The sequence below is a fragment of the Paeniglutamicibacter quisquiliarum genome, assembly GCF_019084045.1.
GTDB lineage: Bacteria > Actinomycetota > Actinomycetes > Actinomycetales > Micrococcaceae > Paeniglutamicibacter > Paeniglutamicibacter quisquiliarum.
The window spans coordinates 86,282-107,344 of sequence record NZ_JAHRED010000004.1; the positions used below are offsets into that span (position 1 = coordinate 86,282).

General features: G+C 65.7%; 16 protein-coding genes, 1 tRNA gene and 1 other RNA gene. 11 read left to right on the forward strand and 7 right to left on the reverse strand.

Going from position 1 to position 21,063, the window contains the following annotated elements; translation table 11 throughout:
• Positions 1-325 precede the first annotated feature (325 nt).
• Positions 326-1,537: an MFS transporter gene (locus KRR55_RS09270; RefSeq protein ID WP_217388806.1), complete on the forward strand. Its 1,212-nt coding sequence runs from the start codon at positions 326-328 to the stop codon at positions 1,535-1,537.
• Here the strand turns inward: KRR55_RS09270 and KRR55_RS09275 are convergent.
• Positions 1,534-2,202 (reverse strand): YoaK family protein, encoded by a 669-nt coding sequence (locus KRR55_RS09275; protein WP_217388807.1) that lies wholly within the window; start codon positions 2,200-2,202, stop codon positions 1,534-1,536. The genes KRR55_RS09270 and KRR55_RS09275 overlap by 4 nt on opposite strands.
• Positions 2,203-2,544: 342 nt before the next feature.
• Here KRR55_RS09275 and KRR55_RS09280 point away from each other — a divergent pair, with 342 nt between their 5' ends.
• The gene (locus tag KRR55_RS09280; protein WP_254456060.1) at positions 2,545-3,909 is read left to right on the forward strand and encodes an amino acid permease; all 1,365 of its coding nucleotides are present in this window, start codon (positions 2,545-2,547) and stop codon (positions 3,907-3,909) included.
• Positions 3,910-4,135: 226 nt separating this feature from the next.
• Here the strand turns inward: KRR55_RS09280 and KRR55_RS09285 are convergent, their stop codons facing one another.
• Positions 4,136-4,582 carry a hypothetical protein gene (locus KRR55_RS09285; RefSeq protein WP_217388809.1) on the reverse strand — a complete coding sequence of 149 codons (447 nt, stop codon included), beginning with the start codon at positions 4,580-4,582 and terminating at the stop codon, positions 4,136-4,138.
• Positions 4,583-4,859: 277 nt separating this feature from the next.
• Between KRR55_RS09285 and KRR55_RS09290 the strand changes: the two genes are divergently transcribed.
• The gene (locus KRR55_RS09290; protein ID WP_217388810.1) at positions 4,860-5,567 is read left to right on the forward strand and encodes a DsbA family oxidoreductase; all 708 of its coding nucleotides are present in this window, start codon (positions 4,860-4,862) and stop codon (positions 5,565-5,567) included.
• Positions 5,568-5,570: 3 nt separating this feature from the next.
• Here the strand turns inward: KRR55_RS09290 and KRR55_RS09295 are convergent, their stop codons facing one another.
• Positions 5,571-6,266, reverse strand: coding sequence for a LytR C-terminal domain-containing protein (locus KRR55_RS09295; protein ID WP_217388811.1), 696 nt, complete (start codon positions 6,264-6,266; stop codon positions 5,571-5,573).
• Positions 6,267-6,274: 8 nt separating this feature from the next.
• A complete protein-coding gene (locus KRR55_RS09300) occupies positions 6,275-6,574 on the reverse strand; it encodes a type II toxin-antitoxin system VapB family antitoxin (protein ID WP_217388812.1) in 300 nt (99 codons plus the stop codon).
• A gap of 180 nt (positions 6,575-6,754) precedes the next feature.
• Between KRR55_RS09300 and KRR55_RS09305 the strand changes: the two genes are divergently transcribed.
• From KRR55_RS09305 to KRR55_RS09315, 3 genes are all read left to right on the forward strand, one after another.
• On the forward strand, positions 6,755-7,780 hold the full coding sequence (locus tag KRR55_RS09305) for an isopenicillin N synthase family dioxygenase (protein ID WP_217388813.1): 1,026 nt from the start codon (positions 6,755-6,757) through the stop codon (positions 7,778-7,780).
• 198 nt (positions 7,781-7,978) lie between these two features.
• On the forward strand, positions 7,979-9,652 hold the full coding sequence (locus tag KRR55_RS09310; protein WP_217388814.1) for a sensor histidine kinase: 1,674 nt from the start codon (positions 7,979-7,981) through the stop codon (positions 9,650-9,652).
• A gap of 325 nt (positions 9,653-9,977) precedes the next feature.
• Complete coding sequence (locus KRR55_RS09315; RefSeq protein WP_217388815.1) at positions 9,978-10,376, forward strand: Hpt domain-containing protein; 399 nt, start codon at positions 9,978-9,980, stop codon at positions 10,374-10,376.
• On the opposite strand, the gene KRR55_RS09320 is transcribed toward KRR55_RS09315, so the two are convergent.
• Entirely contained in the window at positions 10,373-11,149 is a 777-nt protein-coding gene (locus tag KRR55_RS09320; protein WP_217388816.1) for a response regulator transcription factor, read from the reverse strand. The two genes, KRR55_RS09315 and KRR55_RS09320, sit on opposite strands and share 4 nt — an antisense overlap.
• A gap of 151 nt (positions 11,150-11,300) precedes the next feature.
• Positions 11,301-11,385: transfer RNA gene (locus KRR55_RS09325), tRNA-Ser, on the reverse strand.
• Positions 11,386-11,718: 333 nt separating this feature from the next.
• Here KRR55_RS09325 and KRR55_RS09330 point away from each other — a divergent pair.
• The 5 genes from KRR55_RS09330 to recR all read left to right on the forward strand — a co-directional run bounded on the left by KRR55_RS09330 (position 11,719) and on the right by recR (position 18,567).
• Positions 11,719-13,131 (forward strand): HNH endonuclease signature motif containing protein, encoded by a 1,413-nt coding sequence (locus tag KRR55_RS09330; RefSeq protein WP_217388817.1) that lies wholly within the window; start codon positions 11,719-11,721, stop codon positions 13,129-13,131.
• Between the two features lie 67 nt (positions 13,132-13,198).
• An RNA gene (gene ffs / locus KRR55_RS09335) (signal recognition particle sRNA small type) lies at positions 13,199-13,295 on the forward strand.
• A 60-nt stretch (positions 13,296-13,355) separates the two neighbouring features.
• Positions 13,356-14,276, forward strand: a complete 921-nt coding sequence (gene gluQRS / locus KRR55_RS09340) for a tRNA glutamyl-Q(34) synthetase GluQRS (RefSeq protein WP_217388818.1) — start codon at positions 13,356-13,358, stop codon at positions 14,274-14,276.
• A 44-nt stretch (positions 14,277-14,320) separates the two neighbouring features.
• On the forward strand, positions 14,321-17,800 hold the full coding sequence (locus tag KRR55_RS09345) for a DNA polymerase III subunit gamma and tau (RefSeq protein WP_418888833.1): 3,480 nt from the start codon (positions 14,321-14,323) through the stop codon (positions 17,798-17,800).
• Positions 17,801-17,904: 104 nt separating this feature from the next.
• Complete coding sequence (gene recR, locus KRR55_RS09350; protein ID WP_217388820.1) at positions 17,905-18,567, forward strand: recombination mediator RecR; 663 nt, start codon at positions 17,905-17,907, stop codon at positions 18,565-18,567.
• Here recR and KRR55_RS09355 read toward each other — a convergent pair.
• Entirely contained in the window at positions 18,564-21,056 is a 2,493-nt protein-coding gene (locus KRR55_RS09355) for a GcvT family protein (RefSeq protein ID WP_217388821.1), read from the reverse strand. The two genes, recR and KRR55_RS09355, sit on opposite strands and share 4 nt — an antisense overlap.
• Between the last annotated feature and the right edge of the window lie 7 nt (positions 21,057-21,063).

Sequence of the window (21,063 nt, forward strand, 5' to 3'; positions counted from 1 at the left end):
CAAGTCAACGGAGAAGGCCACCGAATAATTGATCTTCGGTGACGGGGTCGAGGGGCCAGCGCAATGACGCGACCACCCCTTGGATCCCGCCACCAAGAATCAACCTCACAGACTTCGATCGTCCCCACCGGCAGAGCTGTCTCAGGCGGGGACGATCGTTATTTAATGTCGCGGCCATCCAAAAGTGGTTCATCCCTCCCCCTGTTGTCGGCAATGGCACCGCTGCCGACGTCGCCAAATGCCGAATTCGGCTCGTTCGACGAACGATAATGGGAGATGGGTCCGCCTCGGGGCCGGACGCAGTAGAACCCCCAAAAGGAGCCAGGTGAGCCAGCCACACGATCCGCCAACGAAACTCTTCACACGGGATTTCCTGCTCGCCGCCGTCGCCAACCTCTTTATTTCCATGGTCTTCTACCTGTTGATGACCTCCATGGCGCTGTATGCGGTGGACAGGTTCCAGGCCTCCGACAGCGCCGCGGGGCTGGCCTCGAGCGCCTTCGTCATCGGTTCGGTCGTTGCCCGGCTCTTTGCCGGAAAAATGCTGCAGGTCATGGGACGAAAACGGCTTGCCGTCCTCGCCCTCGGCCTCTTTGCCCTGTCTTCAGTCTTCTACCTCCTCAGCAGCACGTTGTTGCTTCTGCTCATCGTGCGCCTGGTCCATGGCATGGCTTTCGGCATGGCCAACACCGCCATTGCCACCGCCGTCCAGTCGCTCATTCCCCAAGCGCGGCGCAGCGAGGGAACCGGCTACTTCGGGTTGTCCACCACGCTGTCCACCGCTGTTGGACCGTTCCTGGCGGTACTGCTTGCCGGCAGCGGCAACTACACCTCCGTCTTCGTGTTCTGCACCATCTTCTCGGCTTCGGCGTTGCTCTTCACGCTGCTGGTCCGCATGCCCGAACCGCAGCGCCCCACCCACCTCTCCACGGCACATGCCCGGCGCGGCAGCTTCATCCGTTCCATCATCAGCCCGGCGGCACTTCCCATCTCCTTGGTCATCCTGGTCTGCGGCATCGCCTATTCGGGCATCATTTCGTTCCTGGCCCCGTTCCTGATCTCGAAGTCCATGACGGAGGCGGCCAGCTGGTTCTTCATGGTCTACGCCGTCACCGTGCTTTTATCCCGGCTCTTTGCCGGACGCATCCAGGACCGCCGCGGCGACAACGCCATCATGTACCCCCTGCTGGTGGTGTTTGCCCTGGGCATGGCTGCGCTTGCATTCGACCCGAGCAGCCTGACCGTGGCTTCCGCCGCGGCCTTGACTGGTTTCGGCTTCGGCGCCTTGATGCCCTGCGCCCAGGCCATCGCCGTGTCCTCGGTGCCACCGGCCGAACTGGGGGTGGCAACCTCAACGTTCTTCCTGATGCTTGATGTCGGGATCGGCTTCGGGCCCGTGGCGCTGGGCCTGCTCATCCCGCACCTGGGATACACCGGCATGTTCGGAAGCCTCGCCGTACTTGCGGTGCTCGGCATCGTCCTCTACTTCCAGGTGCATGGGCGCCACGCCCGCGGGAATCGTCCAGGGGCAATCTAGCGCGGGATCCCGAAGATCCGGCCCGGGCTGTCGCGCACGAAGGCGACGACCGTCCAGGCCACCAGGGCCACAGCGGCGAGCCACAGCACCGGAAGGCCCACCTGGAGGTAGAGGAAGGCGCCGACCAAGGAGCCGAGCGTGATCATCGCCCAGAGCGCGCCGTACGGCAGCCAGGCCCACTTGGGGCCGCCGGCCAGGGCCGCGGCGAGGTGCTGCCCCATCTTCACCAGGGCGCCGGTCATGTAGGTCAACCCGACGCTGACCTCGCCGCGGCGCGTGTATGTCGCGTTGATCGCCCCCATGGACATGGCCATCAGCACGGCGGTCCATGCCCCGCCGGCCGATCCCAGCGTGGTGAGGGCCGAGGCCAGCAGGAACGCCGAGGACACCGAGAGCACCGCCCCGCGCCGGTGCACCGAGGGGACCTGGCTGGCCAGGCTCGCCGCGACGACTCCCAGCACGAAACCGAGCACCAGGCCCATGGCCAACCCCCACTGCAGCAGGTTTCCCTCCGCCAGTCCTGCGCTCGAGCGGGTCGAGTTGCCGCTCATGAAAGAGACAAAGTACCCGCCGAAGTGGATGAACGCCACTCCGTCCACGAACCCGGCGACTGCCGTCAATCCACTGGCATAGGCAATTCCCCGCCATCCCAATGAGCGTGCCACGTAGCTTCTCCCCCATCCGCGCCCGGGCGAAGCGGCGCTCCGCCCGGGGCACCGTCTCGATTGCCGGTGCCGGATGCCCCTGGAAATCGGCACCCGGTTCCGTCCCCAGTCTAGTGAGCAGGCCAAACGGCGCACTTACCGCCCGCGCGGCCGACATCCCCGGTTCGCCGGTGAGTGGCTGCGGGCCACGCACCGGCGGCAGGTGATACGCGCCACGGGATCATGGCCGAATCATTCCCCCGACTTACCATTGAATGACCCCCTTCCTACCAAAGGTTTGTTTTCGTGCCCCAATTTGCCCAGGCGCTTGCCCGCGGACTCAACGTCCGCCACGTCCGGTTCATGGCCCTCGGTTCGGCCATCGGTACCGGCCTGTTCTACGGTTCCGCATCGGCCATCCAGGCCGCGGGACCGGCGGTCCTGCTGGCCTACATGATCGGCGGCGCGGCCGTTTTCATGGTGATGCGCGCGCTGGGTGAGATGGCGGTTCGCCACCCGGTCTCCGGTTCATTCGGCCAGTACGCTTCCAAGTACCTCGGCCCCTTCGCCGGGTTCATCACCGGCTGGACGTTCGCCTTCGAGATGGCGATCGTGGCGATTGCGGACGTCACCGCATTCGGCATCTACATGGGCTTCTGGTTCCCGGACGTCCCCCGCTGGATCTGGATCCTGGCCGTGGTCTTCTTCATCGCCGCGCTGAACCTGATGAAGGTCAAGGTCTTTGGCGAGACCGAGTTCTGGCTTTCCCTGATCAAGGTCTCGGCGATCATCGCGATGATCGCCGGCGGTGTGCTGATCGTGCTTTTCGGCTTCGGACTTCCCGCCGAGGCGAACCCCGGCATCGGCACCATGCTTGCAGCAGGAGGGTTTTTCCCCAACGGTTTCTGGGGCCTGTTGGCTTCCTTCTCGATCGTGATGTTTGCCTTTGGCGGCATCGAGACCATTGGCATCACCGCCGGCGAGGCAGAGAACCCCAAGTCAGTCGTGCCCAAGGCGATCAACACCGTGCCGGTGCGCATCCTGCTCTTCTACGTCTGCACCCTGGGCATCCTGATGATGATCTACCCGTGGAACCAGGTCGGTTCCGAGGGCAGCCCCTTCGTGCAGATCTTCGACAACCTGGGCATTCCCGCGGCGGCACACATCCTCAATGCGGTGGTCATCACCGCAGCCATCTCGGCGATCAACTCCGACATCTTTGGTGCCGGGCGCATGATGTTCGGGCTGTCCCAGCAGGGCCACGCCCCCGCCTCGTTCGCCAAGATCTCCCGCAACGGTGTCCCCTGGATGACGGTGCTGACCATGGGCATCGTCCTGCTGACCGGAGTGGTGCTCAACGCACTGCTGCCCGAGTCGTTGTTCCTGATCATTGCCTCGATCGCCACCTTCGCCACCGTGTGGGTGTGGGTGATGATCCTGCTCTCGCACATCTCCATGAAGCGGACCATTGCGCGCGAGAACCTCCAGGCCTCCGAGTTCCCCTCTCCCTGGTGGCCCGCGGCGTCCTATGCCGCGCTGGCATTCATGGGCTTTGTGATCGTGCTGCTGGGCATCATCCCCGCGACCCGCGTCGCCCTGGTGGTCGGGGTTGTCTGGATCGCGCTCCTGTTTGTCGCCTACAAGGTCTGGGTCCGCGGCAAGGGCCATGTGCGCGCCGAGTTGGTCGACGAAACCGGGCGCGACTACGTTCCCGCCGAAACGCGCTAGCCGGTCCAATCCCGCGGGCATCCCGATGACAGGACCCCCGGCCGCTTCGCGGCTCGGGGGTCCCTGTCAAGTTTCGTCCCATGCCGCAATTGGCATGGAACACCATGTGCGGCCGGCTGGCGATCGGGCTTCGGCACCAAGGCCAGCCTGCACAATGCGGGACATAAACCGGCGGAAGAACGCACCCTTGCGCCTGTCGTCCGCAGTCGTCCCGTGGACGAATTCCCTAGCCCTTGGTCCACTGGCCGCGGGTGGCCACATACGATGCCGTTGCGCAGGGATCGGGCGCGTCGTCCACTGCCTTGCACGCGCGCACCCGGAAGCCGTCGGCTCCCGGTTGCCAGCTGTAGATGAGACCGTAGGAGGCGTTGGAGAACCTGTCGCGGTTGCCGTAGCCACAGACGTTTTGGGTAAACCGCGTCCACACGGTGTCGGGCGCGTTGTTGCGGACTGCCTGTGCCTGGTAGTAAACGCAGTGGCCGTCCCTGGCGTCATCCGTTAGATACAGGTTGTAGCCGAAGTGGCGGTTATCGTCTTTCCACACCTTGCCACTGCTCTTGGCCCATGAATTGTCCATCGAGTAGGTTTCGTATGCCTGGGCCGGGGTGGCCAAGGTCAGTGACGCCAGCACAAGTGCTGCGGCGGCCGCGAATCCGCGGAATATGTGTTTCATGGTGTTCCTCAACTTTTCGACATTGAAGGGTTTCGGATGGGTTCTGACGCGAGCGAGACTACCAGCGGGCATCATCTCAGCGGTAGGTCTAACGCGTAGATTTATTTAATCCGTTTGCCCGCAATCCGCCGCCACGCCATTCCCCAAGGCCGGCAGAACCCGTCGTTTCCGGACGGTCGTGGCCGTTCCCCGCCGCAAGGGATCACATCGGTTCCCGCATTACGCGGGGAATACGCACCCCGGGCTCGCTGTTGCCCAAGATATGACTGAAACCCGCTTGAGCGTTGATATTTTTTCCGACATTGCCTGCCCATGGTGCTTCATCGGCAAGCGCCGCTTCGAAACGGCACTGGCCGCCCTGCCCTTCGGCGAAAAGGTCGATGTGAAGTGGCATGCGTTCCAGCTGGATCCCTCGCTGCCCGAGCATTTCGAGGGCAGCGAAATCGATTACCTTTCCCAGGTAAAGGGAATGCCCAGCGAACAGGTGGTCGGCATGCTCGAGCACGTCACGACCCAGGCCGCCGGCGAGGGCCTAAAGTACGACTTCGATGCCCTACACGTTGCCAACTCATTCACCGCGCTGCGACTGCTTGCCCTGGCCAAGGAACGCGGCCTCGGCAACGAGATGAAGGAAGCGCTGCTTTCGGCCCACTTTGAGCAGGGCATCAACACCGGCAACAGCGATGCCCTGCAGGGCATCGCCGATACCGTGGGCCTGGACCCGGCGGAAACGGCCGAGGTGCTCGCCGGCGACAAGTATGCCGACTCGGTGCGGGCCGACGGCGTCCGCGCCCGCGAGCTGGGCGTCAGCGGCGTGCCGTTTTTCGTCCTGGACAACAAATACGGGATTTCCGGTGCCCAGCCCTCGGAGGTATTTGAGCAGGCGCTGAGCCAGGTCTGGAAGGAAATCGGCGGCGAGAACCTGCAGATGCTCGGAACGCCGTCTGCCGACGGCGCGGTCTGCGGCCCCGAAGGCTGCAACTGACGCCTAGTTCTCCTTCGCATCCGTCGACGGTTCCGGCTTGGCCGGGGCCGTCGACGGTTTTGCGCCTGCCTTTGGCTTCGGCGGGGTGCAGCCAAGCTTTCCCGGCTTCTTGTTGACGGAGCCCTCCTTGACCAGGTCCTTGTACTTGGTGCCGATGACCACGTCCACGGTCTTCCCCGGGCGCTTTGCATCGTAGACATAGGTCAGGCCCTTGATGTGCCGCTGCAGCGTCATGGCCTGGGCGTAGCCATCGGGTCCGGAGGTCACCGCCCCGACCACCTGCACGTTGGACAGGTTTGCGTTGCCCACGTCGCCCACCTTGAATCCGTGTTTTTTCAGTTTCGTCGCGGTGGCCCCCGCCAGTCCGTAGATCTGGGTGGCGTTCAGGACGTTCACCGTCATCTTGCCCGGGTCGACGTAGTTGAATTTCCTGGTGGGGCATGCCTCGTTCACGGCAACGGGAGCCTCGGCAACCGGTTTGGGCTCAAGGGCGTCGATGACGAGGGTGCGCGTGTTGACCAGGTAGGCCAGGACAAGGGCGGCGGCCAGCATCAGGACCACGAAGATCAGGATGACGCCATGGCGGATGCGCCGTCGGCGCTTGATCCGGTCCTCCGTGGTGAACTCGGGGCTCGCCAACTCGTCTTCGGAGATGATGTGGTGCCCGTGCCAATCGTTCGGGTCCTTGCTGCGTGCCAACCTGTCCCCTAGTCTTCCAACACGAGCACACGTGCGTGCAGGATTGAACGCTGGTGCAGGGCCGTGCGGACGGCGCGGTGCAATCCGTCTTCCAGGTAGCGGGTACCCTTCCATTGCACAACGTGCGGGAAAAGGTCGCCGAAGAACGTCGAGTCCTCGGCGAGCAGTGCCGCAAGATCCAGGGTGCTCTTGGTGGTCACCAGCTCGTCCAGTCGCACTTGCATGGGCGCGACGGAGGCCCAGTCCTTGGGAGTCACGTAACCGTGTTCCGGATATGGCCGGGAATCGCCGACAGATTTGAAGATCACTTGACCAGCTTAGGAAACTTCGAGCACCTATTGGGGCGATTGGCCGATATTTGTGCGCGTCGCGCCTCGGGTACGTGACCCTGGGGCCCGCGTCAAGGGGTAGGACGCATGGATTCACAGTACGGAACGTGAAGTAACTTTCGCTGTCACAAACCGGCCACCCGGGTGCATTCTTGAACCATGAGTACAGTTCTCACCACCGTTCCGGTCCTAGACATGTCTACCGCACGTCGCGCCGATGGCACTTTTGATGAAGACTTCATTACTGCATTGCGTGACGCGGCCCACCGTGTGGGCTTCTTCCAGATCACCGGCTTTGGCGCCGGCCCGGGCACGACACAGAACCTGCTCAAGACCCTGGCCGATTTCTTCGCCCTCCCCGTGGAACAGAAGCTGAAGCTGGACAACCGCACCTCGCCCCAGTTTCGCGGCTACACCCGGCTGGGGGCCGAAATCACCCGCGGCCGTGCCGACTCGCGCGAACAAATTGATTACGGACCCGAACGCGAGGTCCTCACCGACGTCCCCGCCGACGCGCCCTACCTGAACCTGCAGGGGCCGAACCAGTGGCCGGAGGATTTCCCGCGGCTGGAATCTGCGGCCATGGACTGGGCAAACCTGATGAACAAGGTGGGGGCCGAGCTGCTCTCGGCCCTGGCCGTGGGCCTGGGCCTCCCGGAGGAGTACTTCGATGAGCCGTTCGCGCAGAGCCCGGCGTGGATGGGCAAGCTCGTGCATTACGTCGGCGGCGGCATCGTCCCCGAGGCGGGCACCCAGGGCGTCGGTGCCCACGCGGACTACGGTTTCATCACCCTCCTGCTGCAGGATGCCGTGGGCGGCCTTGAGGTCAAGCCCTACGGCCAGGACGAGTGGATCTCCGTGGATCCGATCGAAGGCGCGCTGGTGGTCAACATCGGTGAAATGCTCGAGGTCGCGACCAACGGCTACCTGATGGCCACCATTCACCGGGTCATCGCTCCCCCGGCCGGCGTGGACCGCTACTCGGTGCCCTTCTTCTACTCGCCCCGCCTGGATTCGGTCATCGGCACCGTGCCGCTGCCGGAGAAACTCGCGGCCGATGCCCGCGGCGTCTCCGACGACCCGCACAACCCCATGTTGGCGTCCTACGGCGCCAACGTCCTGAAGGGCTGGCTGCGCGCCCACCCGCAAACCGCCAAGGCGCACTACCCAAATCTGGTGAAGTAGCGCGTCCGCCCACGGGGCGGGGTAGGGCGGTCCTGGGACCGCCTTGCCCCGCCCCGTGGCATTTCGATGCTGATCAGGCAATCAGTCACTAAGCTGGTGTCCATGAGCGCCGCACGAACGGGCCACCAGCACCATGCAATTGGTAGGTTGTCGTCGTTATTCCCCCGCATCATCACCAAGGGAGTGCCATTTTCCCAGTTGCCCTTGCGTCGAAAGGTCGGGTGGTCGCAGGCGCCGATGCTCATCGCCGTGGCCACCGCATGCCTGCTGGCACTCGTCACTTCCCCGACGGAGATCTTCGGGGACCGGCTCTTCGTTGCCGGGGTGCTGCTGACGCTTCTCAACAGCGTTCTGGCGTGGACCATCCCGTGGAAGTCCATCGGGCCGGAACAAACGTATCTGGTCATTCCGGCCTTGGGACTGATTTCGGCCACCTTGATGGCTACTGGCGCCTACCCGTGGCTCAACGGGGTGTCCCTGCTGATTGCCTTCCCGGTCTTTTGGTTTGCGTGGTCGGGTTTTGTCCCGCGGCTGACGCTCGTGCTCTCTTTCCTGGTGCCGCTGGCGGCCATCTGGCTGCAACTCTGGCACCGCGGCATCCCGTTCTCCCTGGACGCCATGGCCAAGCCCCTGCTAATCCCGCTGACCATTCTCGCCCTGGCCACGACCACCGTCATTGTCGAGCACAACTCCGCGCTGGCGGAACGACAGCTGCGAGCCACGCTGGCCACCAGCCGACGCCAAACCCGTCTCCTCAATGCGGTGCTCAACGCGGCCAACGTCGGCGTTGTGGTGGTGGACCGCGACGGCCACGACTTGTTCATGAACGATGTCCAGCGCTTCCAGCACCGCCACGCCACCCCGCCCGGAATCCCAGACCCCGATGAGTCCCAGCTTCTCGTTCGTGCCGTATCCGGAGCCTACGAGCCGATACCGGAACTACTGGACCCCGAGTACCGGCCGGTCGTCCGTTCCATTCGCCAAGAGGAATTCACCGACGAGTTGTTTGCCCTGGGCCCTCTCGACGACCCGATGTACCTCTCGACCTCTGCCCGCTCGTTCTTTAACGAGGACGGTGAATACGACGGGGCCGTGACCATGTTCAAGAACATCACGCCGCTCATCGAAGCCTCAAAGACCAGAAACCGATTCCTGGCCAACGTTAGCCATGAACTGCGCACTCCGCTGACCTCCATCCTCGGCTACCTCGAATTGCTCGAGGACGACCCGGGACTCACCGAGGACCAGCGGCAATCAATGGATGTCCTTTCCCGAAACACCGAGCGCCTGCTGCACATGGTCAACGATTTGCTCACCGCGGCGGCCGGCCAGCACCAGGTCAATATCGCCACCATCGACCTGGGCTCGGTTATCCACGGCCAGCTCCAATCCATGCGGCCGCGTGCAGCATCTGCCGCCATCGAGTTGATCGAGGGGAACATGTGCCACGAACCGGTGCTGGGCGATGCGCTGCGACTGGGCCAGGTGATCGACAACCTCGTCTCCAACGCCATCAAGTATTCCAGCGCCGGGGATTCCGTCACTGTGGACATGAACTGCAACAGCAAGGAAATCTCGGTGCGGGTGGCCGACACCGGGCGCGGCCTGTCCCCCACCGACGTGAAGAGCCTCTTCACCCGATTCTTCCGCTCGGAGGAGGCCCGACGTTCCGGCCTTCCGGGCGTCGGGCTTGGATTGGCGATCAGCCATGAGCTAGTCGAGGCCCACGGCGGGCATATCGCGGTCGAAAGCGACCTGGGAAAGGGAACAACAATGACCGTCATCCTGCCGCGCAAGGACGCTGGCGGCGACTCGGAGCCTTCCTCCCGGCGCCTCGGTTTCCCGACAATGCATCCGGACTCGCGACGCTGACTGCTTGCGTTAAGGGCAAAGTGTGGGCTCCCGGTGCACCGGAAACCCACACTTTGCCTGGTTCGTCATGTCCACTCACGCCCCCATGAAGCGAGTGAAGAACCCTGTATTGGCATCCGGTCTGGCCGCCTCCCCCTCGTCCCGTCGGCGGAGACTGGTGGATTCACTTACCGGATAACGAACACTATTCCCTGCCGACATCAATTTTCCATCCAATCGAAAACAATATTGGCGCAGACTATCCTCAAGATTCCGCGGCATTCCTTGAGGCTCCCTTGAGCATATTTGGGGCCGGATCGTGAGCTTCGCACGTCATGATGATGTTATGAAGCTGGAGCCCGTTTCCCCTGACGCCGCAGTGTGCGCGCAAACCCTGGGAAAGCTGTGCTCGGAAGTCGGGCCGGAGTCCGTCAACGAATTCATCGCCCAGTTTCGTTCGCTATGGCCCACGCGTATCGAACGGCTCAGAAAGGCGCTCGCGTCCAATGACGCGGCAGGTGGCGAGGATGCGGCACTCTCCTTGAAATCGGCGGCGACCATGGCCGGCGCCCACGACCTGGCAGCGCTGACCGTCCAGCTGCACTCGGCATTCCGGGGTGGCGACACAACTCTCCAAGGCGAACTTATTTGCCGCATTGAGCATGCCGGCAACTCAATCCTGATGGTGTTGACCGAACCCGGCTTCGCCGAGCATGCCTTGGGTGCCTACCGTCAGTCCGTCTAGCGCCTAGCCACCGATCGGTACCCCACGCCGCGCACTGTTTCTATCCAGCGCGGTTCCTGGACGGAATCCCCCAGCTTGCGCCGAAGGTTCCCCACGTGCACCTCCACGGACCGCTCGTCCGCCGCCGAGACGAAAGTCCCGGCGTCCGAGTCCTCATCACGCAGCCGCCTGACCAATTCGGATTTGGTGCGAATGTGCCCGCGGGCTCCCAGGAGCAAATCAAGCAGGGTGAACTCGGTCGGCGTGAGGTTTACCGTTTCCCCGCCAACGTGGACCGAATACGTGGCAACATTCATCTCCAACCCATTGAGGGTGCGCACATGGTCGGTGTCGTCGGGGGCACCGGTTTCGGCGCCCGATGGGTTTTCGACCGGCACTGTACCCTGGTGAACCGTGGGGAGCGCCGTGCGCCTGCGCATGATCGCATCAACCCTGGCGCGAAGTTCGCGGGGGCGAAATGGCTTGGTGACATATTCGTCGGCGCCGGATTCCAGACCCAGAACAGTGTCGATCTCATCGGCCCTCGCCGTCAACATGAGGATGTGCGCATCCGAGATCGTGCGGATCCGGCGGGCGGTTTCGAATCCGTCAATGTCCGGCAAGCCGATGTCCAAGGTCACCAGATCGGGATCGTGGAACTCAACCATTTCCACACCCGAAACCCCGGAGTCCGTGGAGTGCACATCAAATCCTGATTGCTGCAGGACGACCTCGAGCAATCCGCGGATGTCGGCGTCATCCTCCACGACAACTGCGGTACGGGGTTTGGTCACCACATTCACCTCTTAAGCTGAGTCCAATCGGCGAATCAGGTGGCTCGCCCAGGGCATATTCGTTAGTCTAACGATTTTCCGGCTTATAGGCGTTGCTTAAACGAAATCGGCCTTGACGAGATTTCTCAAGTCAAGACCGATTCCGTATCCGCGGAGGATGGGGGATTTGAACCCCCGAGGGCGTGAACCCAACACGCGTTCCAGGCGTGCGCCATAGGCCGCTAGGCGAATCCTCCAGCTTGCTCCAAAGAGCAGGTTCCAGCATAGCGGACATTTTCGGTGACAACTAATCGATGCGTGAGGAGCGGATCGATTTGGCCGTTCCGTGTCACTGAAGCACTCATCCGCACATCCCTGGGCCAGGGACGCCCCCGATTCACAGGCGGCACTTGACCCGGACCGCCCATGGCTTCGCCGGGCTGTACTTGATTATGGGAAAGTTCGCGGCTCATCAGAGCAATATGGGACCCGAGGGCGGTGGCGTGCCGCAGGCGGGGTTACGCTATTACGCCGGATTGGACGGTGCCTGGACGGCCTGCGTGGAAGGCTTTCTGGAGCGAAATCCCCTCATGAGGGCCGTTACGAAGCTCACATCCTCCCAGTGTCCCCGGACCCCGGCGCAGGGACTTGGACAGCTCCGTGAGCTCGGCCGGATCAGGGCCATGATCGACGGGCTGGAATCCACGCTGTTGGCAGACACCAGCGAAATGGTGCAGCGCGGAATGCCCACCCCGCTTTCGGAGGAAAACCCCACGCTCTTTGACTACAAGCGCGAGATCGAGGAGCACGGCTTTCCACTCTCCCGGGCGGACCAGGACTTGAACCGCTCCTCATTTGTCGCAGAGGCCGCCCTGGTCACCCGAACCTCCGAGCGCTCGGCGTTCAACCGCCTGGCTATTGCCGAAGGCCTGCGGTACGTGCATGAGGAATCCCTCTTCGCCCTGTACGCCGGCAACATCACCTCACGAACCGCGGCCACACTCGTCAAACAAACTCGCGGCATCCCACGGGCGACCGCCCGGCAAATCGAGGCGAGCACGCTGCCCACGGCGACCACGGCCTCCGATGCCTCGATGGCCTTGCGGATCAAGCGGGCACGGGAGCGACTGCACCCCCAACCGGCCGCGGACCGCCGCACGCGGGCCGAGATGGGGCGTTCGCTGATGTGGTGGCCCGAAGAGGACGGGATGGCCGTGCTGCAGGCCTACCTGCCAGCCGAGGACGTGCTGTCGATCTACAACACCGTCTCCGCCCACGCCAACCTGCTGCTTTCCGGCGAACAGGAACGCCCCTTGGGCCAACTGCGGGCCGACGTCTTTCGGGACTCGTTGGTCGACGGCTGGCCGGGGCAAATCAAGAGGAAGCCCCCGCTCTTTGTTGGGCTGACGATTCCGGCGCTGGAGCTCCTGACAAACCCGGAACGCGGCGTTGCCAACCTCGAGGGATACGGCCCGATTCCGTTGGGGATTGCCTTGCGCCTTGCCGCCAGGGCGCCCTCCCTGAAGCCCATTCTCACCGATCCGTGGACGGGTTCGATCCTCGACCTGGGCCGCAGGCGATACAAGCCCTCGAAGGCATTGCGTGATTTTCTGCGGGTGCGTGACGAGCATTGCCGCTTTCCCGGTTGCCGGCGGGCCCCGGAGCTGTCCGAGTTCGACCACATCGACGATTGGGCGGCCGGCGGTGCGACGTCGGTGCAGAACGCGCAGCTCTTGTGCAAGAGGCACCAGATCTACAAGCACGTGCTGGGCTGGCAGGCGGTCTATCTGGGCAACGGATCGCTGCAATGGCGCACTCCCCACGGGATGACCCAGCTGGAATTGCCCGATGGGCTGCTTTTCCCACGCCCGCTGGGGCCCAATCCGCCCCCGGTCCAGTTGATGCTGCCAGGAACCTCAATCGACGCGCAGACCAAGAGGTTGCTGGGCTGGGACGATTCCGAAGGCGTCCCGGGGTTCCCGGACAATTCACCGGAGACGTGATCCGGCCAGGCGGGCGGACCACGGGGCGCGGATTTCGGGCCAAGGCCCTACCTCGGGTAGACTACTTGTCGGCCCCTCATGTGGTGTCATCCTGTTGAACTCCCCCAGGACCGGAAGGTAGCAAGGGTAGATGGGCTCTGGCAGGTGCATGAGGGGCCTTTACTATTTGCCCGGGGATCGTTGACCCATTCACCTCGGATCCGGGAGTCGAAAGGGAGTATTCCATGGGTGCCGGTCGGTTCGCCCCAAGCCCCTCGGGGGACCTGCATCTGGGAAATCTGCGCACGGCGATCCTGGCTTGGCTCTTTGCCCGCTCCACCGAGCGGGCGTTCCTCATACGGGTGGAGGACCTTGACCGCGCACGTGCCGGCTCCGAGGAGCTCCAGCTTGCCGACCTCGCCGCCATCGGCCTCTCATGGGACGGCGACGTCGTAAGGCAAAGCGAACGATCCGGACACTACGCCGGCGCGCTTGACGAATTGCGGGACCGCGAGATGCTCTATGAATGCTTCTGCACTCGGCGCGACATCGCCGAGGCTGCCAGCGCGCCGCACGCCGCCCCCGGGACCTACCCCGGAACCTGCAGGAATCTCACCGGGACCGAACGCGCCGCGAAGCGCGAACTGCGCCCCGCGGCGTTGCGGCTCCGGACCGAGGTGGGATCCTTCGCCGTCGCCGACCAGTTGCACGGCACATACACCGGGGCAGTTGACGACTTCGTGGTGCTGCGCAACGACGGGGTTCCCGCATACAACCTGGCAGTGGTGGTCGACGACGGACTCCAGGGCATCGACCAGGTCGTCCGCGGCGACGATCTGCTCTCCTCTGCCCCGCGGCAGGCGTACCTGGCGCAACTGCTCGGTTACGGCATCCCGGGTTACGCCCATGTCCCGCTTGCCCTGAACTCGCACGGCAAACGCCTGGCCAAGCGGGACGGCGCGGTCACACTGGCCCAACTTGCGGCCCTGGGCATCGACGCCGATGGGGCGCGCAGCATGATCCTGGCCTCGTTGGGACTGCCCACCGCCTCGCTGGACGCCGCACTGGATGCCTTTGAACCAACATCGCTGCCCACCGACCCGTGGGTATTCACAACTGATCCGAATGCGCTTGGCACCGGAAAAACGATAGGGTGGCCATCGTGAGTACAGCTCTTTACCGTCGCTACCGTCCAGACAATTTTGCGGACGTGATCGGGCAGGAACATGTCACCACACCGCTGATGACGGCCCTGGAAAAGAACAGGGTCAACCATGCCTACCTTTTCTCGGGTCCGCGCGGCTGTGGCAAGACCACATCCGCCCGCATCCTTGCCCGCTGCCTGAACTGTGCCCAGGGACCGACGCCGACCCCGTGCGGCACCTGCCCCAGCTGCATCGAACTGGCCAGCGGCGGCCCGGGTTCCCTTGACGTCATCGAGATTGACGCGGCTTCCCACGGCGGCGTCGACGACGCCCGCGACCTGCGAGAACGCGCGACCTTCGCACCGGTGCGCGACCGCTACAAGATCTTCATCATCGACGAGGCCCACATGGTCACCTCGGCCGGCTTCAACGCCCTGCTGAAGATCGTCGAAGAGCCGCCGGAACACATCAAGTTCATCTTCGCCACGACCGAGCCGGACAAGGTCATCGGCACGATCCGCTCGCGCACCCACCACTACCCGTTTCGGCTGGTGCCGCCCGAGCCGCTGATCAAGTACCTCGAGTACCTGTGCACCGCCGAGGGCGTCGAGGTGGCACCCGGCGTGCTCTCCCTGGTCATCCGGGCCGGCGGCGGGTCCGTCCGCGATTCGCTGTCCGTGCTCGACCAGCTGATTGCAGGAGCAGGGCCCAACGGCCTGGACTACGAGCTGGCGGTTTCACTGCTCGGCTACACCCATGCCTCGCTGCTTGACGACGTGGTTGACGCCTTGGGCGCCGGCGACGCCGCAACGGTGTTCGCGGCGGTGGACCGCGTGGTGCAGACCGGGCACGACCCGAGAAGATTCGTCGAGGACCTGCTTGAGCGCTTCCGCGACCTGATCATCGTGCGTGCGGTGCCCGAAAACGCCTCCCAGATCATTCGCGGCCTGCCCGAGGACCAGCTCCAGCGCATGCACGCCCAGGCAGCGGGGCTTGGCCAGGCCGAGCTCAGCCGCTGGGCGGACGTCACCAATGCCGGACTGACCGAGATGACCGGCGCTACGTCGCCGCGGCTTCACCTCGAGCTGCTCTGCGCCCGCCTGCTGCTTCCGGCATCCGATGCCACGGAGCGCGGGTTCAATGCGCGCATGGACCGGGTCGAGCGTCGTCTGGCCTATGCCGGCGACGATCTTCCGCCGGCGACGTCCGGCGACGGCGAATACGCACACGGGGGTTCGCCGGGCGCCTCCGGATTCGAGGGGGAGAACGCCGGTCAAGGTGCGGCGGCAGTGCGCGAGGCGCTGCGTGCGGCCCGGGCCCAAAAGGAGGGCGGCGCACCCGAGGCACCATCCGCACCCGAAGCAGTGCCTGCCGCCTCGACGGCCCACGAGCCGGAGGCCGCCCAGGCATCCGAACCTGCACCCGAACCGGCCTTGGCCGAGCCCGAGGTTGCCGAGGCATCCGTCCCGGCCGCCACAACGCCGTCGACAGCCGTCGAGGAAACCCCCTCCGTGGAGGAATCCACCGGGCACTCCGCCGATTGGGGCGGCACCTGGGGACCCGTTCCCGACGCCCCGGTCAACCCCGTCACCGAGCCGGTGTCCCCTGCCCAGGGCTCCCCGGTGCAGCCTCCGGCAAATGTTCCGCCGTTCAGCATCCTGCCCGATCGTGCCGCCGAGGCAGAGGTCGAGCCCGCCGCCCCCGCGACCGAGCCGGCACCGATCCAGCAGAACCAGGCCATGGCCGACTTCGCCAGGAAGGTCAAGGAGGAGCAGGCCGCCAAGGAGCGTGCTGCCGCCGAGCAGGCAGCTGCCCAACGCGCGGCGCAGGAAAAGGCTGAAGCCGAACAGCGCGCCGCCCAGGAACGCGCGGCGCAGGAACGTGCCGCAGCCGAACAACGGGCCGCGCAACAGCAACAGGCCGCAGCCCGGCCGCAGCATGCGCAGCAATACGCCGCGCAGCAGCAGAACCAGCCACCGCAGCAGCAAGCCCCCGGCCAGCAAGGCCAGCAGCCACCGGTGCAAGCCCGGCAACAGGGGCAGACCCAGGGCCAGATGCCTCCGCAGCAGCAGGCACCACGCCAACAGCAACCACCGGCGGCACAGCCGCAGCAGGGCCAGGCTCCGGCGGCGCACTCCGGCGGCACCGGCTCGGTGGAAATGTTCCGCCGGGCATGGCCCGACATCCTGGAAGAACTGAAGAGCAACAAGAAGTTCGTCTGGATGATGGTCGCGCCAAATGCCTCGGTGACCGGGTTTGACGGCCGCACGTTGACCGTCAGCTTCGCGCACAGCGGCGCACTGACCGCGTTCACGGCGCGGCAGGAAAATGTGGCAATCCTGGGGCAGAGCATCAACAAGGTACTCGGCGTCAACGTTGAGTTGGCCATCGCAGCGGGAGGTTCCGCACCGGCGGGTGGTTCTGGCCCAAAAGTTGATCGCCGGCCCGAGCCGGCGGTGACCAATGGTCCAGCTGAAACCGCACCACTGCAGCACACCGCCCCCTCCCCCTCCAGTGCGCCCGCTTCCACCCAACCCGGACACGGCAGCGCACCGCTTCCGGCGACCGTGACGGATGCGGCACCGCCTGCCTCCCGACCCGAACCGGTGGCACCGGCACCCCTGGCGGAACCGGCTGCACCGCGGCCCGCCGCCCCAAGGCCCGTCGTCCACCAAGCCCCGCCGCAGGCAGCCGCGCAGCCCGCGGCCCCAAGACCCGCCGTTCGGCAGGAATCCGCGCGACCGCCGGCCGAAATCGTACGCAGGGAACCTGCGACGGAACCGCCGGTCCAGGTGCCGGCCCCGTCGGACGAGGATCCGGGCTTTGGACCGGAACCCACCTGGGATTCGGAGCCGTGGGACGACGGCGGCGGCGACTGGGATGCTTCCTCGGTCCCCGTGCCCGACTGGGAGGCCGACCTCGGCACCTCCACGGCGGAGCCTGCCCGCGACGCAGGCCCGGCGGCACCCGCCCCCGCGTCCGGCGAAGTCCCGCGCCCGGCCGCCCCCGCCGCCCCCAAGGGCTATGTGGCACCGGCGCCGTCGCTGGGCGCTGCCGATCGTCCGGTGGCCCCGCGCCCCGGCGCCTCGGCCGCAACGTGGGGGATGCCGGTTCCGGCACCCGTGGCCGAAACCGTCGAGGTGTCCGGCGCACCCGCCGGTCCCGTCGCCGGGGCCAACGGCGGAAAGCTCAGCCGCTACCAGCGGCTGATGAACCGTGCTGCGGGGATCACCGGCCAAGGTCCGTCACCCGTGCCCGCCCCCATCGCCACGGACCCGGCGGCCGGGGCGTGGGGCAACCCCGACGACGCCCCGGACTTCGCCCGCCCCCGCCCCGCCGCACCCGAGGAAAATTCGCGCGCCCCGGAACCGGCCAGGGCCGTAGAATTGGATGACACGGAGTTCGTCCCCAGCGACGACGACATCGCGATCGAGGATTCCTCGCTGATCGGGGTCCCCGCCATCGAACGCATCCTCAATGGCCGCATCATCGAGGAACGCGACGCCGCCGGCAACGTGATCGAGCGGCCCAACCGGCCCCGCTGACCGCCGGGCCCGGGCCCGGTATCTAGCGTGGGAGCGGGCGTGTAGTGTCTGGTGCACGCAAACATAGTTGCAGCGAACAGCAAGATTAGGCAGTGTGAATCCAAGTGTACGAAGGCGCAGTCCAGGAACTGATTGACGAGTTGGGAAGGCTTCCGGGCATCGGCCCCAAGTCTGCCCAGCGCATTGCCTTCCACATCCTCGAGGCGGATCCGGAGGACATGAAGCGCCTGGCCCAGTCCATCTCCGTGGTCAAGGAGCGGGTGAAGTTCTGCACCGTGTGCTTCAACGTCTCCGAGTCGGAGACCTGCTCGATCTGCCGGGACGAGCGCCGCGACGATGACATCATCTGCGTGGTCGAGGAGTCCAAGGACGTCGTCGCCATCGAGCGCTCCCGCGCCTTCACCGGCAGGTACCACGTGCTGGGCGGGGCCATCAACCCGATCAACGGGATCGGCCCGGAGCAGTTGCACATCCGCGAACTGATCGCCCGGCTGGGGGATGAGCGCATCACCGAGATCATCCTGGCCACCGACCCCAACCTGGAGGGCGAGGCGACGGCCACCTACCTGGTGCGCACGCTGCGCCCGCTGGGCATCAAGATCAGCCGGCTGGCCTCCGGGCTGCCGGTGGGCGGGGACCTCGAGTACGCCGACGAGGTCACCCTGGCCCGCGCCATCGAGGGCCGCCGCAACACCGCGCCGGCGGCCCCCGCCGCACCCCTGGTGCGCACCGCGCTCCCGGCCCAGGAACCGGTGTCGGCCTCCTAGCCGCGCAAGCGCTCCATCTTCGGATCGAAGAGCGGATCGGCGGCCACCGTCGCGGGAATCCTGCGGCCAAAGTACTCGATCTCCACCTGGTCGCCCTCCACCGTGGAGGCCGGCAGCCAGGCGTAGGCCAGCGGGGTGCGCACCGTGTAGCCGTAGGCCGCCGACGTCACGTAGCCGGCCGGGGCGCCGTCGAGGTACACCGGTTCCTTGCCCAACACCATTGACTTCCCGTCGTTGACGGTCAGGCAGCGCAGGGCGCGCGTCGAGGGCTTGTTGCGCAGCACGTCCACCGCCTCGGCACCCACAAAACCCGTCTTGTCCTTGGCGATGGAGAAGCCCAGGCCCGATTCGAACGGGTGGTGCTCCGGGGTCACGTCGGTGCCCCAGAGCCGGTAGCCCTTCTCCAGGCGCAGGGAGTTGAAGGCCCCGCGCCCGGCGGCGATGATCCCGTGCTCCTCACCGGCCGCGAAGAGCACGTCCCAGAGCCGCTGCCCGGTCTCGGCGCTGGCGTAGAGTTCCCAGCCGAGCTCGCCCACGTAGGACAGGCGCATCGCGGTGACCGGGATCCCGCCGATGACCACCTCCTTGCTGCGGAAGTACCTCAGCGACTCGTTGGAGAAGTCGTCCGCGCTGACCTTGGCCATGACCTCGCGGGCCAGCGGCCCCCACAGCCCGATGCAGCAGGTGGACCCGGTGATGTCCGCGACGTGCGCCCACGTCGCCGGGTCTTGTGCCGCCTGCCGGCGCGCCTCCACGGTGAAGTAGTCGAGGTCGATGTTGCCGTTCACGCCCAGCTGGAAGCGGTCCTCCCCCAGCCGCGCAATCGTCACGTCCGAGCGGATCCCGCCGTCGGCGTTCAGCAGCAGGCAGTACGTGACGGCGCCGGGCTTCTTGGCGATGTTTCCGGTGCTCAGCCGCTGCAGCAGCGACAGGGCCCCGGGGCCGGTGATTTCCAGGCGCTTGAGCGGGGTCATGTCGTACATGGCCACCGCGGTGCGGGTCCGGTGGGCCTCCGCCGCGGAAATCTCGGAGTGGAACTGGTTTGACCAGGCGTCGCGCTCCGGGGAACGCCATTGGTCGGGCAGCGACTGGAGCAGGTGCCGGTTGGCCTCGAAGAAGTGCGGACGCTCCCAGCCGGCGGATTCCAGGTAGAAGGCGCCCAGCTCGTCCTGCCGCGCCCGGAACGGGGAGGATCGCACGTCGCGCGGGGAAGTCCGCGGTTCCAGCGGGTGGCGGATGTCGTAGATCTCCACGAAGTTCTGCTGGGAGGTTTCGCTGACGTATTCCCTCGTGGTCTGCACGGCCTCAAAGCGGGTCACCTCGCCCTCGTGCAGCGAGATCGAGGACTGCCCGTCGATGAGCAGCTCGGCCACGGCCCGCGCGATGCCCGCCGAGTGGGTCACCCAGACGGCCTCGGCCAGGTAGAAGCCCTCCAGCTGCGGGGCCGCGCCCACCAGCGGGCCGCCGTCGGGGGTGAACGAGAAGATGCCGTTGAAGCCGTCCTCGATCGACCGCTCCCCCAACGCCGGAAGCAGCGCCTTTGAGTCCTCCCAGGAGGGCAGGAAGTCCCCTTCGGTGAAGTCAAGGCGCGAGGGCATCTCGTGCTCGCTCATCCGATCCGCCGGCACCTTGGCCAGCGTGTCGAGCTCCACGGGCATCGGGCGGTGGGCGTAGGAGCCGATGCCGATCCGCTCGCCGTGCTCGCGGTAGTACAGGTCCTTGTCCTGGTGGCGCAGGATCGGCAGGGAGGCGCCGTTGGGCGCCGGGTTGTGCCCGGCCAGCTCCGGCAGTGCGTCGGTGGTGACGTATTGGTGGGCCAGCGGCAGCAGCGGCACGCGCATCCCGATCATGTCCCCGATGGCGGGGCCCCAGAACCCGGCGCAGGAGACCACTATGTCCGCCTCGATGACCGTGTCGTCCCCGATCCGCACCCCGGTGACCTTGCTGGCATCCTGCTCGATCCCGGTCACCGTCGTGTCCCCGAGGAACCGCACCCCGGCGGCGGTCGACTTCTCGATGAGCAGCTGCACGGCCCGCGCAGCGGACGCCAGTCCGTCGGAGGGAACCAGGAAGCCGCCCAGCACGGCATCCTCGTCCAGCAACGGGTAGAGCCGCTTGCATTCGGCGGCATCGACCAATCGCGACTCGAGTCCCCACGAGGTGGCGAATCCGTGGCGGCGCTTGAGCTCCTCCAGGCGTTCGGGGGTCGTGGCGATTTCCAGCCCGCCGACCTGGTTGAAGCAGGAGGTGCCGTCCTTCTGCAGGGAAAGCAGCTTTTCGACGGTGTAGCCGGCGAACTCGGTCATCGACTTCGAGGCGTTGGTCTGGAAGACCAGGCCCGGGGCGTGCGAGGTGGAGCCGCCGGCCAGGTGCAGGGGCCCCTGCTCGATGACGGTGGTGTTTGCCCAGCCGCGGGTCGCCAGCTCGTCGGCAAGGTTCGCGCCGACGATGCCGGCCCCGATGATGACGACGCGGGGTGCTTGGTTCATGGAAATG

What these genes read in the sequence shown, in the direction of transcription:
- KRR55_RS09280 (WP_254456060.1), top strand. Translation starts at nt 2,545, where the DNA reads ATGGCCCTCGGTTCGGCCATCGGTACCGGCCTGTTCTACGGTTCCGCA.
- KRR55_RS09285 (WP_217388809.1), bottom strand. Translation starts at nt 4,582, where the DNA reads ATGAAACACATATTCCGCGGATTCGCGGCCGCCGCAGCACTTGTGCTG.
- KRR55_RS09305 (WP_217388813.1), top strand. Translation starts at nt 6,755, where the DNA reads ATGAGTACAGTTCTCACCACCGTTCCGGTCCTAGACATGTCTACCGCA.
- KRR55_RS09315 (WP_217388815.1), top strand. Translation starts at nt 9,978, where the DNA reads ATGAAGCTGGAGCCCGTTTCCCCTGACGCCGCAGTGTGCGCGCAAACC.
- KRR55_RS09330 (WP_217388817.1), top strand. Translation starts at nt 11,719, where the DNA reads ATGAGGGCCGTTACGAAGCTCACATCCTCCCAGTGTCCCCGGACCCCG.
- gluQRS (WP_217388818.1), top strand. Translation starts at nt 13,356, where the DNA reads ATGGGTGCCGGTCGGTTCGCCCCAAGCCCCTCGGGGGACCTGCATCTG.
- KRR55_RS09355 (WP_217388821.1), bottom strand. Translation starts at nt 21,056, where the DNA reads ATGAACCAAGCACCCCGCGTCGTCATCATCGGGGCCGGCATCGTCGGC.